Source organism: Bartonella sp. MR168JLCBS (genome assembly GCF_042194175.1).
The window spans coordinates 1-13,960 of sequence record NZ_JBHIMP010000007.1 but is presented as its reverse complement, the minus strand read 5'-3'; the positions used below and the strand labels follow the sequence as shown (position 1 = coordinate 13,960).

Annotated in this window: 14 protein-coding genes; 5 read left to right on the top strand and 9 right to left on the bottom strand. The window is 37.3% G+C overall.

Going from position 1 to position 13,960, the window contains the following annotated elements; genetic code table 11:
* Nucleotides 1–51: 51 nt before the first annotated feature.
* Entirely contained in the window at nucleotides 52–186 is a 135-nt protein-coding gene (gene rpmH / locus ACFIK8_RS05755) for a 50S ribosomal protein L34 (protein WP_005864709.1), read from the bottom strand.
* A 603-nt stretch (nucleotides 187–789) separates the two neighbouring features.
* On the opposite strand from rpmH, the gene ACFIK8_RS05750 reads away from it, so the two are divergent.
* Nucleotides 790–1,851, top strand: a complete 1,062-nt coding sequence (locus ACFIK8_RS05750; protein WP_375636322.1) for an Mrp/NBP35 family ATP-binding protein — start codon at nucleotides 790–792, stop codon at nucleotides 1,849–1,851.
* A gap of 397 nt (nucleotides 1,852–2,248) precedes the next feature.
* Here the strand turns inward: ACFIK8_RS05750 and ACFIK8_RS05745 are convergent, their stop codons facing one another.
* The 7 genes from ACFIK8_RS05745 to ACFIK8_RS05715 form a co-directional block, all read right to left on the bottom strand.
* Nucleotides 2,249–3,040 (bottom strand): pyrroline-5-carboxylate reductase, encoded by a 792-nt coding sequence (locus ACFIK8_RS05745; RefSeq protein WP_375636324.1) that lies wholly within the window; start codon nucleotides 3,038–3,040, stop codon nucleotides 2,249–2,251.
* Between the two features lie 55 nt (nucleotides 3,041–3,095).
* Nucleotides 3,096–3,341 carry a hypothetical protein gene (locus ACFIK8_RS05740; RefSeq protein ID WP_015856281.1) on the bottom strand — a complete coding sequence of 82 codons (246 nt, stop codon included), beginning with the start codon at nucleotides 3,339–3,341 and terminating at the stop codon, nucleotides 3,096–3,098.
* Between the two features lie 103 nt (nucleotides 3,342–3,444).
* Complete coding sequence (locus tag ACFIK8_RS05735) at nucleotides 3,445–3,813, bottom strand: YraN family protein (RefSeq protein WP_375636343.1); 369 nt, start codon at nucleotides 3,811–3,813, stop codon at nucleotides 3,445–3,447.
* Nucleotides 3,814–3,817: 4 nt separating this feature from the next.
* Entirely contained in the window at nucleotides 3,818–4,705 is an 888-nt protein-coding gene (gene rsmI / locus ACFIK8_RS05730; RefSeq protein WP_375636326.1) for a 16S rRNA (cytidine(1402)-2'-O)-methyltransferase, read from the bottom strand.
* A 605-nt stretch (nucleotides 4,706–5,310) separates the two neighbouring features.
* Nucleotides 5,311–6,975, bottom strand: coding sequence for a 4Fe-4S dicluster domain-containing protein (locus tag ACFIK8_RS05725; RefSeq protein ID WP_375636328.1), 1,665 nt, complete (start codon nucleotides 6,973–6,975; stop codon nucleotides 5,311–5,313).
* Nucleotides 6,976–6,978: 3 nt separating this feature from the next.
* Nucleotides 6,979–7,899: an electron transfer flavoprotein subunit alpha/FixB family protein gene (locus tag ACFIK8_RS05720; protein WP_375636330.1), complete on the bottom strand. Its 921-nt coding sequence runs from the start codon at nucleotides 7,897–7,899 to the stop codon at nucleotides 6,979–6,981.
* A 51-nt stretch (nucleotides 7,900–7,950) separates the two neighbouring features.
* The gene (locus tag ACFIK8_RS05715) at nucleotides 7,951–8,697 is read right to left on the bottom strand and encodes an electron transfer flavoprotein subunit beta/FixA family protein (protein WP_375636331.1); all 747 of its coding nucleotides are present in this window, start codon (nucleotides 8,695–8,697) and stop codon (nucleotides 7,951–7,953) included.
* 517 nt (nucleotides 8,698–9,214) lie between these two features.
* On the opposite strand from ACFIK8_RS05715, the gene ACFIK8_RS05710 reads away from it, so the two are divergent.
* From ACFIK8_RS05710 to ACFIK8_RS05700, 3 genes are all read left to right on the top strand, one after another.
* Complete coding sequence (locus ACFIK8_RS05710; protein WP_375636332.1) at nucleotides 9,215–10,033, top strand: hypothetical protein; 819 nt, start codon at nucleotides 9,215–9,217, stop codon at nucleotides 10,031–10,033.
* A gap of 179 nt (nucleotides 10,034–10,212) precedes the next feature.
* Complete coding sequence (locus tag ACFIK8_RS05705; protein ID WP_015856288.1) at nucleotides 10,213–11,133, top strand: sulfite exporter TauE/SafE family protein; 921 nt, start codon at nucleotides 10,213–10,215, stop codon at nucleotides 11,131–11,133.
* A gap of 2 nt (nucleotides 11,134–11,135) precedes the next feature.
* Nucleotides 11,136–11,945 (top strand): TIGR02186 family protein, encoded by an 810-nt coding sequence (locus ACFIK8_RS05700; protein ID WP_375636335.1) that lies wholly within the window; start codon nucleotides 11,136–11,138, stop codon nucleotides 11,943–11,945.
* Between the two features lie 22 nt (nucleotides 11,946–11,967).
* Here the strand turns inward: ACFIK8_RS05700 and ACFIK8_RS05695 are convergent, their stop codons facing one another.
* Nucleotides 11,968–12,249 carry a DUF6460 domain-containing protein gene (locus ACFIK8_RS05695; RefSeq protein WP_375636337.1) on the bottom strand — a complete coding sequence of 94 codons (282 nt, stop codon included), beginning with the start codon at nucleotides 12,247–12,249 and terminating at the stop codon, nucleotides 11,968–11,970.
* A 1,089-nt stretch (nucleotides 12,250–13,338) separates the two neighbouring features.
* Between ACFIK8_RS05695 and ACFIK8_RS05690 the strand changes: the two genes are divergently transcribed.
* Nucleotides 13,339–13,960, top strand: a 622-nt coding sequence (locus ACFIK8_RS05690) for an ABC transporter substrate-binding protein (RefSeq protein ID WP_375636338.1), incomplete at its 3' end; no start/stop codon positions are given.

The following is a 13,960-nucleotide window of genomic DNA, read 5'->3' as shown; positions in this document are numbered from 1 at the left end:
CACAACGAAGAAACGGTGAGCAATCCTCAACGGTTGTGAAAATTTAAATGGTTAAGCAGAGAGCCGCTTACGTCCACGAGCACGTCTTGCAGCAATAACTTTACGTCCTCCAGCTGTAGCCATGCGTGCACGAAACCCATGGCGGCGTTTACGGACAAGTTTAGAGGGTTGGTAAGTACGTTTCATTTATTTAAATACCGCGGAGTGCGGCCCTTCTTAATCTTCGTTTTATGAGCAGTTATGCGCGAGATGAACGATTTTATCCTATCATACGGCTGTTAACCCATAAGGAAAAATATAAAAAAAGTCAATCTTAGATTGTTTTTCTCTTAGATTGTTTTTCTCGCTCTTGAAAGAATACAAAACACCTTATAATTGTCTGTGATACTTTTTTTACGATACTGTAAGAGTGTCAGAAATAACGATTGAGTCTATAGAAAATAAATGACTAGGGCGTTAAAGAATTAAAGAAAGTGTGACTGATTATTGTATACTCAATTTAAAGTATCCTTTAATATTAAAATTTTTTTCAGTTTTTGTTTTTACAAAATTTTTATCAGAACATTCATTAAAGTGGTTGTAGACAAACACGATTGATAGGATTTTATAGCAGATTTTATGTTTGAGATTCTTTATTTAAGGATGGTTTCATATTTTTAAAGAGAAAAGATATAAGTAATTTATACTTTATAATTTTGAGTAAAGTAGAAAATTATCAGGTGATGAACCTGTAAGTATTTTTCGTTCTTATGCTTATATTTGCTGGTATTTTTATAGAGAGGAAAGAACGTGGATTCTATTACAAGTGAGGCTGTCCGCAACGTATTACGTAAAATCAAAGGACCAGATCTTGAAAGTGATATTGTGTCGTTGGGGCTTCTTTCAGAAATATTGATTGCTGATGGTAAGGTTTTTTTTTCCATTACAGTTCCTGATGGAGGTGTGCAAGAATGGGAATCATTGCGTCGTTCTGCTGAAAAGATGGTATGTGCTTTGGAGGGAGTGGAATCTGTTGTTATCACACTTACAGCAGAAAAAACAACAAAGGCAGCACCTAGACGGAGAGCAAATCTCTTACCTATCAAAATGCCCATAGAAGGTGTGCGGCATGTGATTGCTGTTGCTTCTGGAAAAGGAGGGGTCGGAAAATCTACGATGGCAATAAATATCGCCTTAGCTTTACAAGATTCTGGTTTCAAGACGGGGGTGATGGATGCTGATATTTATGGTCCATCTTTGCCGCGTTTGACAGGACTTGTTAATCAAAAACCACAGCTCATTGGAGAAAAAAAGATTCAACCTCTTGAAAAATTCGGACTTAAATTGATGTCGCTGGGATTTTTGGTTGAGGAAGAAAAGCCGGTAGTATGGCGTGGTCCTATGGTTATGGCAGCGGTAACGCAATTGTTACGAGACGTTTTATGGGGACCTCTGGACGTTTTAGTCGTTGATATGCCGCCCGGTACAGGGGATGCACAACTAACGCTTGCACAACAGGTACAATTAACAGGTGCGTTAGTTGTCTCTACGCCCCAAGATCTTGCTTTAGTGGATGCGCGTAAAGCAATAGAAATGTTCATGAAAGTCAATGTTCCTATTTTAGGAATTATTGAGAATATGAGTTATTTTATCGCTCCTGATACGGGAAAACGCTATGATATTTTTGGCTATGGTGGTGCACGGGCAGAAGCGGAACGTCGAGAAGTCCCTTTCTTAGCGGAAATACCGCTTGATGCAGCTTTACGATTTTCTTCAGATGAGGGGATCCCTATTTTTGTTGCTAAGCCTAGTAAAGAGCATACTAAACTGTATCGTAAAATTGTTGATCAAATAAAAAATCAACTCTTTTAAATGGATATTTGTTTGAGAAAGTTTATTAAAACACAATCATGGAAGACGTAAAAATAGTTGCTTCTTTGTAAGGGGAGGTTTTAATGTGTGAGTGGAGTATATAGGTTAAATAAACAAAAAATTATTCATGCGTTTGGATAACCTGAAGGGGACCCAAATTAGAAGAGATAGAGCCATGAGGTAGAAAAAAATATTGGTATTGAGGATAAAAGAAGAAGACAGAAAATAAAAATAATTTAGAAAAATTGTAAAAGGTTGTAAAAAATATTTTAAAAATCAATTCTTTTCATAAGATGGTATCTTTTTCAGGTGTAAAAAGCATTTTTCGATATGAGTTTTCTTGATATAAATCTTCAACATTTAGCTCTTTCTTATTGAGATGATAAAAAAATGTTGGTCAAGTCTTTTTAGAAGCATTCATTTTTTGCAAAGTAGCCTCAAGAGCCGTTGTTAAAGCATTCCTTCCCCCTTGATGAGAAAAGTAATTTGACAAAAATTCATTTGTTCCACCCTTTGTTGAAAACTCTTTTTCAAGCAGTGCAAAATCGAGAAATGCAGAACGATTCGTTGCTATAATTTTACGCATTTCATCCGTAAGATTTCCAAACATCATGGTAAGGAATTCTGCTGATTGCTGTTTTTTTAACCCCTGTGTTATAAACCACTGATGGGCTGTTTCTATAAAATTAAAATATACTCCCATCAGAGAACCAGCTGTCATAAAAAGATTAAATTGCTCTTCCTTATCCAGCACCAATGTGCCCCCCAATGCATCAAATAAAGTGCGTAAAAAGGGATGATCGGGATAGACTGGTGTCAAATTTTTGCATTCTGCAACAAAAGGTAATGGAACAGCACGATAAACTTTATGATTAATCCACTCTTCTATTTCTGCTGCTTTTGCCATAGCAAGTACGGAAATAACCAGCTGTTCTGGACGAAAATGAAGAGAGCGCAAAACGCCTTCTGCAATTTGGTTGGGCAAGCAAAGAAAAACACAATCACTAATATCGAGCAACGCTTGGTTATTTTCAGCAATTATAACTTTATCATAAGTGTTTGAAAGGCGCTCTGCTGTTTGTGCATTGCGAGGTGAAACAATAATGGAAGAAACATCAAAGGTGCTTGTCATGAGTCCATTCACCATTGAAGCACTGATTGTACCCGTTCCCAAAAAGCCAAGTTTCATTTCTATTTCTCAGTTTTATATTTTAAAAGGAATCTCAATCAACATTTCAGGTGTTTTAACTAACATAAGCGCTAATTGAAGAGGCAACACATATCATAGCAAGAATAATCAAGCCCAAATAGATTTTTGGTTTGTCAAAGAGAACGGCAAAAGCAGAAAACCAACCAACAACAGCTGCGGCTAATGCAAATAAAAAACCTGGTTTATTCATAAGTACAATATGCATTGCCATTAAACCACCAATAATCAGCGCTCCAAAAACAATGAGTAAACCTGTTGCAAACTTTTCATAATCATCCATATTTCACTCCTTATAGCGCTCAAACGGTTACACACTTTTTAACGCATATGCACATAAAAACGAAATGTTTTTTATTGAGTATGGTTAAAATGGGGGCTGCCTCTTATTGATTAGATGTAAAAAATGCAGGGATATGCTGTGGCCAACGCCAAGGTAAAATTGCAATCAAATCAAAGCGTACAGATAAAAGGGCATAATCTTTTTGCCGTGCGAGCCAAATATCGGCTGCTGCCTCAATTCGCTTTTCATTCATTCGGGAAACCGCTTCCATTGCTTCAGCCAACGTTGAACGTGCTTTAACTTCAACAATTAACACAAGATTTCCACGTCGTGCAATTAAATCAATTTCCCCACATTTTGTTTTAAAACGCATTTCGGCAATGTGAAACCCTTTACAACGTAGCCACCAAGCTGCCAATTTTTCTGCACGGATCCCTCGATAAAAAGACTTTTGTCTGCGTTTTTTTTGTATCATCTTACGCATTTTTTAAAAAAACTAACCGCTGAAAAAGTTCCTGCTTTTTAAAACCGGTCTCTTTTGCAACCAAAGCTGCTGCTTGAGCAGCAGAATGTGTCTGCGCGCGTTCTAATAGCATTTCATCAATTTCTTGATCACTTATCACATTTAAAGAAGAGGATGATTCTCCAACAAGCACAACAATTTCCCCACGAATATGTGCTTGTTTTCTGTAATTTTCCAACAAATTCCCTAAATTGGAAACATCTACTGTTTCAAACTTCTTTGTTAATTCACGACAAATGGCAGCAGGTCGATCAGCCGAAAAAAGAGTGACCATATCCTGTAAAGTTTCAACAAGACGATGCGGTGATTCATAAAAAATTAAAGTTGCTGGAATCTCTTTTAATTGTTCCAACCGTTTTCTGCGCTGTAGCTTGCGTGCACTCAAAAAACCTGCAAAAAAAAAGCTATCAGTAGGAAGCCCTGTCGGTATAAGAGCGGCTAAAAGAGCGGATGCTCCAGGAATAGGAATAATTTTATGACCAGCTTTACGGGCTTCTTCCACCAATCGAAATCCGGGATCAGAAATAAGTGGTGTTCCCGCATCTGAAACAAGCGCTACTGTTTTGTTTTCTGCTAAAGCCGCTAAGAGCTTCGGACCCGCTTTTTGCGCATTATATTCATGATAGAGAAAAGTTTTTTTTTGAATACCGTAACGTTCCAACAAAATACGTGTTACCCGTGTATCCTCACACGCTAAAATATCAATTCTTGCAAGCACTTGCAAAGCACGAAGCGTAATATCTGCAAGATTTCCGATAGGCGTTGCCACAAGATAAAGCCCTGATTCTATAACGGGTGCAGAATAAGCATGCGCACCTATAAAATATGCTTTTTCACACATGCTCTTTTCTTTTCATCAAATTTCCCTCACCACAAGAGTTTTATCCATACCCATAAGCCATTTGGGCTCATTTTTATCAGCGCATTTTTTTATCATTATAAAGGCTTACCTTACTCGAATAATCGATTACACTACAATAAGATAATCTCATATTTAACGTCTTAATCTAACATTATTATCTATTTTGATCCGCGTTATCTTTTTTAGTAAAACAAATTCCAGATGTAACCAATATTCTATCAGCTCCACGATTTTCTATAAAGTTTTTCCTTCGAGAACCAAAAAACAATTTTACCTATGCCACCATCTCACGCTTGGCTGTGCTCTTTTAAAAGCTAAGCTTTTTAGACTATTTCCATAACGCCTATCTTTCAAATATTCTATTGATATCCAAACTGTTTTTCTGAGCAAATGTAAACAGCCTGTTTTGAAACATAAACAGCTAATTGTATTGTTATTGATCAAATATAAGCCCTTATCAGAAAAATATTTCATTTTTTCATATTCTCTACAGCTTTAACAGTATAATAAGTACCTTAGAAACGTTTAAGGCTAATTGTATATTTCAATTTTAGGAGAATGAACAATGATTATACATTGGGGCATTACATATTGGGATAGAAGGGGCCCTCATTGCCTTGCGGACAGGTCCAAGTGATATTTTGGTTCGGATCTTTGATATCGCATGTTTTACAATGTATGCAATTTGAAGCGTTGATAATATAAGTCAGATGATCATTATACTCTAGCCACTCGTAGACAGCGGCGGGGCAATAGTGTGTGGAAGGTGCCCCATAGATTGCATATTCGGAGTCTTTTTGTTTTCTTAATGAGGCTATTTTTAAATGGCAAGGTTGATTTTCTTCATGGTGCGTATTGGAAAGGGCAACACTTGAAAGGCGATCAAAGGTTACAACACCATCTGGTTTTGGGTAAGCAATAGGTTGAAATTTTTTTGCTGGTTCAAGATATTCATAATCTTCCTTTTTGTGGGGGAGTGTTTTAAATAAGGAAAATCCGAACAGCTGTTGCCACCACATATCAAAACCGGCAAGTTTAATTCCATATTTTGTCCCATATTGTGCCCAGAGCGGTTTGGCATTTCGCACTTTATAAAGATCTTTGCCAATGGGACCTTTTCGCCACTGTTCTTCGATTTCTTTGACCTCATCATGGGCACGTCCTTGCGCGAGAGCGGTAGCGATTTTATCGGCAGCTAATATGCCAGATAAGATGGCATTGTGTGAGCCTTTGATACGAGGAACATTGACAAAGCCAGCAGAGCAGCCAATAAGTGCTCCACCAGGAAAGGTGAGTTTTGGTACAGATTGCCAACCTCCTTCGCTGATAACACGTGCACCATAGGAAAGACGTTTTGCACCTTTGAAGATTTCATAGAGTTTTGGATGTGTTTTAAAACGTTGAAATTCTTCAAAAGGAGAAAGATAAGGATTTTTGTAATCTAAGTGCACAACAAAACCGACAGAAATGACATTGTTTTCTTGGTGATAAAGAAAGCCACCACCACCGGTATTATTGTCTAAGGGCCAACCAGTGAAATGTTGCACTAAACCGCGTTGGTGTTTATGGGGATCAATTTCCCAGAGCTCTTTGAGTCCAAGACCAAATTTTTGTGGTTCACGATTTTTGCTAAGGTTGAAATGTTTTATCAGTTGTTTTGCAATTGAGCCGCGTGCTCCTTCCGCAATCAGAGTATATTTTGCCAATAATGCCATACCAGGCATATAATTTTTTCCAGGGGTTCCATCTTTGTTAAGCCCCATATCACCGGTGAGAACACCAATGATAGCTCCGTTATCTTTTTGGATAATGGGCTCTGTTGCTGCAAAACCAGGATAGATTTCAACACCCAACGCTTCAGCTTTTTTGCTTAGCCAGCGGCAGACGCTCCCAAGCGAAACGATATAACATCCGTTATTTGATAAGATTCTGGGATGCAAAATATTGGGCAATAGTGTCGCTTTTTGAGGCTTTAGAAAAAAAAATTGGTCCTGGGTGACAGGGGTTGTGAAGGGATGGTCGTTGTCATTTCTCCATTCTGGTAAGAGTGTATCGATACCAATGGGGTCAACAACTGCGCCCGAGAGAATATGTGCACCAACTTCGGTCCCTTTTTCAACAATTGTAACAGAAAGCTCAGGATTAATTTGTTTAAAGCGAATTGCGGCAGAAAGCCCTGCAGGTCCTGCTCCGACAATGACTATGTCAAACTCCATACTTTCACGTTGGTCATGCGGAAATGCATTCATAACTTATAAAGCTTTCTCTAATTCTGGAATAATTTGGTGGAGATCACCTACAAGGGTGTAATCGGCAATTTGCATGATGGGAGCTTCTTCATCTTTATTAATGGCAACAATAATTTGTGCATCCATTATACCGGCTAAATGCTGGATTGCACCGGAAATGCCAACGGCGATATAGAGTTCAGGGGCAACGACTTTTCCTGTTTGTCCAATTTGCCAGTCATTGGGAGCGTAGCCTGCATCAACTGCTGCGCGGCTGGCACCTAAAGCGGCATCTAATTTGTTTGCAAGGGGAAGAAGAAGTGCCATAAATTGTTCTTGAGAACCAAGACCACGCCCGCCTGATATAATAACACGTGCAGAGGTAAGATCAGGACGATCAATTTTGTTGGTTTCTTCTTTTACGAAAGAAGAAAGATTTGGATTGGGAGCTGGTGTTATTATTTTAATGGGAGCAGAATTATTTTGGGAAGGCGTTGGTGTGAAAGAAGCTGTGCGAACTGTTATAATTTTTTTATGATCATTGGTACGGACAGTTTCAAGTACATTGCCTGCATAAATGGGTCGTTTGAAGGTATCGGGTGAAAGAATGGCGGTAATATCTGAAATTTGCATAAGATCAAGAAGGGCTGCTACGCGTGGCATCACATTTTTTCCAGTGCTGCTGGATGCAGCCATGATCACATCATAATCATTTGCTAACGTGAGAATTGTATCTGCCATAGGCTCGGCAAGTTGATGGGCTAAATAGTCTGCTTTTGCAATAAGAACCTGCCGCACACTATTAAGTTTAGCACTATTTTCCGCTATCGTTTGAATTTTTTCTCCGCAAACCAGAATATCGATATCATTACTGAGTGCGCGTGCAGCGGTGAGCGCTTTTGCTGTTTCTTCTGTATTATGATCAGCCAATAAAAGAATTGCCATAAGTTTTTGCCCTTTTATGTGAGTGTTGCTTTTACTCTAGTGGTGAGAATATTAAATGCAGTTCTTTTGTTTTAGCGCACTGACAAGCTCTACTACATTCGCCACTTTAATACCGGATTGACGGGGTTTTGGCTCTTCAACGCTTAAAATTGTTAAGCGTGCTTCCGTATCGATGCCAAGATCAGCAAGAGATTTTTGCTCAATGATTTTCTTTTTTGCTTTCATGATATTGGGGAGAGAGGTGTAACGCGGTTCATTGAGCCGTAGATCGGCAGTCATAACCATGGGAAGGGGAAGACAAAGAGTTTGTGTTCCATTATCAACTTCACGAGTAACTGTAGCATGCCCATTTTCTATGTTAAGATGTGAAGCGAAAGTTGCCTGTCCCCAACCAAGAAGAGCTGCGAGCATTTGTCCTGTTTGGTTGCTATCATCATCAATTGCTTGTTTTCCTAAAAAGACCATATCGGGTTTTTCTTCATCAACAATAGCTTTGAGAACCTTAGCAATTGCTAAGGGTTCAAGTGTTTTATCCGTTGTGACAAGAAGTGCGCGATCAGCGCCCATTGCAAGTCCTGTTCGTAGAGTTTCTTGGGCTGCTTCTGGGCCAATTGAAACAAGAAGAACTTCTGAAATTTTACCGGATTCTTTCTGGCGAATAGCCTCCTCCACGGCTATCTCATCAAAAGGATTCATAGACATTTTTACGTGAGACAGATCAACACCTGTACTATCGGGTTTGACGCGTATCTTGATGTTATAATCAACAACACGTTTGACAGCGACAATTATCTTCATAATGATCCTCTTTGTTTGTATGACCACAAGTTTATAGCAATACTCATAAGAAACCAAATTGTTTAGAATGAAGTCTCATTTATAGCCTGTGTTATCTTTCATATAAGCTTTTTTACGTTTACTTGTACTTTCTCGTCGTTATTTTCAATCTTCATATTTTTGCATTGCTATAATTGCCTTATTTGCTTGAATAAAAAGTAAAAAAATCAATCTGTCTTGTGAGAATATTCTTTTTTAGTTTCTTATGCTTTGTTTATGATGGTGCAGTAGGTCCTTTATACAATGAAAAATTAAGTGAAAAAGATAAAAATGGGGGAATGATTTTGCTCTTCAAATCTTGAAGACAGAAAAATTAAAGATCTGTCTTTCAAACAAATATTTTGGATAAAGATTGGGGAAAATATTTCTAACAAAAAAGTTTTTAGGAGTTCTTAAAGCTCTATTTACTAAAATAGAGCACACTATCTCATCATTTGTTGCGATTCTTTTCAAAAAGATTAATGAGGGGTAGGCGTTTGTGAATACGAAGGGTCATACGATCGATCAGGCGACCAATCAGGTTAGGAATGGTAAATTCTTTTCTTTTGTTGAACAGAAAGAAAGAATGGATACTTCTGTAGAAGTAACGATGTCGGATATTGCTCAAAAATTACGCACCGTTTATACGCAAATGCAAATGAAGCATCCGCCCCGTTCTTTGATGCAGCAGAGTTCTGTAGAAGAGCATTTTAAATCTTACTTAGATGATATTAGTCGAGCTATTTTGGCTGAGCATTATATACGTTGTCAAAGAGAAAAAAAGCTTTTTGAGTCTTTAGAGCAGATTAAAACAATTGTTAAAAGTTTGCAGAGTGAAAAAAAAAGCTTAGAAGAAGAAGCGGTAACACGACGGGTATCTCGTTCAAAATCACCTGATTCTGTTGTACAAAAACTTGCTCATATGGAATGTCAGGAAAATCAAGAACGTTTATTCTTTCAAAAGATGCAAAATTTTTCGAAACAAAACGGTATAATTCCACTCCAAACAAATGTTGAAAATACGTTGCAGCAAGAAAATAGAAGTTCTTTGCCCAGTGATGCTCTGAAACCTTCTTTTAAAAAGGATAAGGGAGTAGTGAAGCGTGCTGTGATAGAAGAAAAGGGTATGATGGGTGTTCAGGTATCTAATCATTGCAGTGAGAATGGTTTTTCTTCTTTAAAGGCGCAGTCTCGGGAACATGTCTCGTTTTCATCTTATTTGGTAAAAAAAAGTGTTCTTTGTTTTTTAACCGTTGTATTTGTGGTAGCGGTAACGTTATGTCTTTATAGCTTTTTAAAAGGAGCTCGTTTTTTTTAATTTGTATGATGTTGATGTTAATAGATGTGAAATGTATTGCGCATTCGTGTTTGTACGAAAGCTATAGCAACTAGAATTATTCTTTTAAACACGCAACAAAGATTATTGGAAAAGAGGATAATTGGAGAAGGATTCTCTAATTGTTAAAAAAACCTCAGATTATCTTGAAGGTTCTGTAAGTGAGTATTTATTTACCAATTGCTGAAATGTCACTCAATATGCTGATCTTGATTGGTATGGGAGTCGTTGCTGGTTTTTTTTCAGGCCTTTTTGGAATCGGTGGTGGGTTTCTCATCACACCATTATTGATTTTTTATAATATTCCTCCTGCTATTGCTGTTGGAACAGGTGCTAACCAGATGATTGCGTCATCTGTAACAGGAGCAATTACACATTTTAGAAGACGTACGCTCGATATTAAACTTGGTATTCTTTTGGCGATTGGAGGAGGGGGTGGTTCTTTAATCGGGATTCAGGTTTTCTCTGTTTTGAAAAAGTTAGGTCAATTAGACTTAATGATTTCGCTTCTTTATGTGATTCTTCTTGGAAGTGTAGGAAGCTTGATGATCGTTGAAAGTTGGTATGATATGATGCGCAAGCGTAAGGCAGGAAAAGCCAATATTCGTCTTGCTGGTCGACATAACTGGATTCATCGCTTACCCTTAAAAATGCGTTTTCGGACATCTATGATATATGTTAGCATTATTCCAGTTTTAGGGATTGGTCTCATTGTGGGGTTGTTGTCTTCTATTATGGGAATTGGTGGGGGGTTCTTTATGATACCAGCATTGATTTACCTTCTGCGTGTTCCAACCAGTGTGGTGATTGGGACTTCACTTTTTCAGATTACATTTGTGTCTTCTTTCACGACAGTTTTGCAAAGTATGACTAATCAGTCCGTTGATATTGTCTTGGCTTTTTTGTTAATGCTTGGAGGAAGTATTGGTGCGCAATATGGAACAAGGGCTGGACGGAAGTTAAAGGCTGAACAACTGCGTATGGCGCTTGCATGTTTAGTGTTGATTGTGTGTATGCGTCTTGCTTTTCAATTATTTATACGCCCTGATAATCTTTTCTCTCTGGATATTCTTATGAGATAAAAATGGGTAGATTATTTTTTTTATACATCATTGCAGGTTTCTTTTATTTTATTTCTTTTTCTACATGGTCACATGTTGGGACGCCAGCTACATCCATTGATCAACTTGACCACGAAACTGTCCAAATTATCGTAACAACGAATACGATTACTGTGGATGCAAATTTTGCTGGTCGTGATCTTTATATTGCTGGTGTTTTGGAAAATATTGATCCGTTATATTCTCGACAGAACCGTTATGATGTTGTTGTAAGCTTGGAGGGACAAGATCGGACAATGGTGATGCGAGAAAAAAAACGCAATGCCGGTGTATGGGTTAATACAGATTCTCTTATTTTTAAAAAGGTTCCTCTTTTTTACTCTATGGTCACAACACGTGAAATTGACGATATTACGAGTATTGAAGATTATAAACGCTTAGGGTTAGGATTACTCTATTTGCCATTACAGACGGATGAACAAGATCAGAAAAAAATACAAAGCTTTCGCGATGAACTTATAAAATTGCAAAAAGCTAAAAGCCTTTATTACGAGGAAGTAGGTGGTGTTCGTTTTGGTTCTGACACACTTTTCACAGCACATTTTCGTTTGCCAGCAAATATTCCTGTTGGACATTATAAAGTTCGTGCTTATCTTTTTCGTGATGGACAGTTTATTGATAGTGCAACAACGACTCTTGAAATTGTTAAAGCACATATCGCTTATACAATTTTTTATGCAGCGCACAAGTATCGTTTTTTATATGGTATTGTTGCAGTGATTATTGCTATTACTACAGGATTTTTATGTCGTTTGATTTTTCGAAAAGATTAGCACAAGGAAAATGTTAAGGCTTTTATTTTTTATGAAAAATTCGTAAGATAAGAAAAATAGGTACAACAATAATAGCTCCCGTCATAGTTATATGAAAGAAATTTGTAAGCGTTATAAATCCTGCTTCCCATAGTGATTGAAAAAAATCTACTATTCTTTGTATGAGGTTTCGAGGTGTCCATCCCAAAAAATTCATTACGATGCCAATGAAGAATGAAAGGATAAGCAATTTTAGACTAACACGGTTTAATGTTCCTCCAAGAAACGCATGAGAAGAATTTAACAATTTTTTCTTTCGGTTCATTTTAATATACTTTCGAAGATCGTGTTTTTTATTGTATTAACATAGTACAGCGATGTTATTATCATAAAAGAAAAATATTTTTTATTTTTTCTTACTTTTTTAAGTTCACTACCTTAGTACTGGTGTAATAACAGTGCTGTTTTTTGAAATATACGCGTATTTTATTGCATTTTCGCGATATTTTCAGGGCGCTTCATTTAATGAAATGAAGGGGTATCCTTTTGTTTCTGAGAATTTGTAGAGAAATTTTATAACGTTTCGATATTCCGCGTCAGGGTGAGAGTTTTTGTTCGTTGAAGATTTTGTAACCGACTTATTGTTGTTGTGTATAGAAATAATATTTCAAGACAGTTTACTTAAAAAAAGACTATCTATTCTGATAAGGGTATGCTTATATAGGTATTATATTTAGGTATTTCAACCTTAGTCATTGAAAAGATTTTTTTCTGGAAAAAATCAAGCAATGAATTGAGTGTTGTTAAAGGAGCAAAGGTATTTAAAATACAGTATTGAAAAAAGTTTTGTTATGTACGAACGCGTGAGGGAATGTCAGAGGTTTGTGGTGCCCGTGCTCCTTTTATTTGGAAATAAGATATAATGAGAAGCTGTTATTTAGTGGGGAATTATGGAAAAATCCAAAATTCCTTTTGCAGAAGGGGTAGAGGTGGTTGATGTTGGGCGATGGGCAAATTTTTCTGTTTTGTTGAAATATCAAATTATTATGAAGGCTCTTTGTTATTAAGGTTTTTGAGCTAACAGGGGATTGTCCTTTGATGGCATAAAAACGCTAGAGTAAAGAAGAGCTAAACTTGTCCGACAAGAGAGAAGAAATCTTTGTCTTATACCCTTCAATGGTAGACGTTGTAATATCATCAATAATTGGTGATGGGTTATGTCATTCATCATATATTAGATTGTTTTTCGGTGCATATTGGGGGGGACTATGGGCAGGAGGAGTGGTTGATAAGTGATGTTATTTGAAAGTTCTAAAACGTTATCTCTCAGAGCCTATGGTTTGTCTAATTTTATTATTTTGCACATTCTTGTTGCGTGGGGAATTTATACAATAAACTTTAAAAGGAAAAGTCTATGAACTTAAAAAGAAAAATATTGAAAAGTAGCGGATCTCTTGTTGCTGCTCTTATTGCACTGGGAGTAGTTGTACAACAGGTTTCAGCAAAAACACCGGCTGATACCCTTGTGATGGCTTGGAATCTTGATGCAATCAGTACGTTTGATCCTGCGCAGCTCACGGATGTTTATGGAAGTGAAATTGTTCGCAATGTTTGTGATAACTTAGTCAGTACTGCGACAGATGATCCTGCTAAAATGGTTCCCGCTTTAGCAACTCATTGGGATGTTTCAGGTGATGATCACAGTACGGTGATTACCTTTCATTTGCGTGATGGTTTGAAGTTTAATAATGGCAAGCCAGCCAATGCCAATGATCTTGTTTGGGGTATGAGGCGGGTTGTCAAATTGAAGATGGGTAATGCGGCAATTTTTAATGAATATGGAATTACAGAACAAAATGTTGATGATGCGTTGCAAGCTGTTGATGAGAAAACAGTGGTGATGAAATTTGATAAGCCTTATCCAGCAGAGCTCATTCTTAATAATATTGTTGCAAGTCCTGCAACAGCTTTGCTTGATCGTAAGACGATCATGAAACACGAAAAAAATGGTGATTTGGGAAATCAGTATTTGAAAA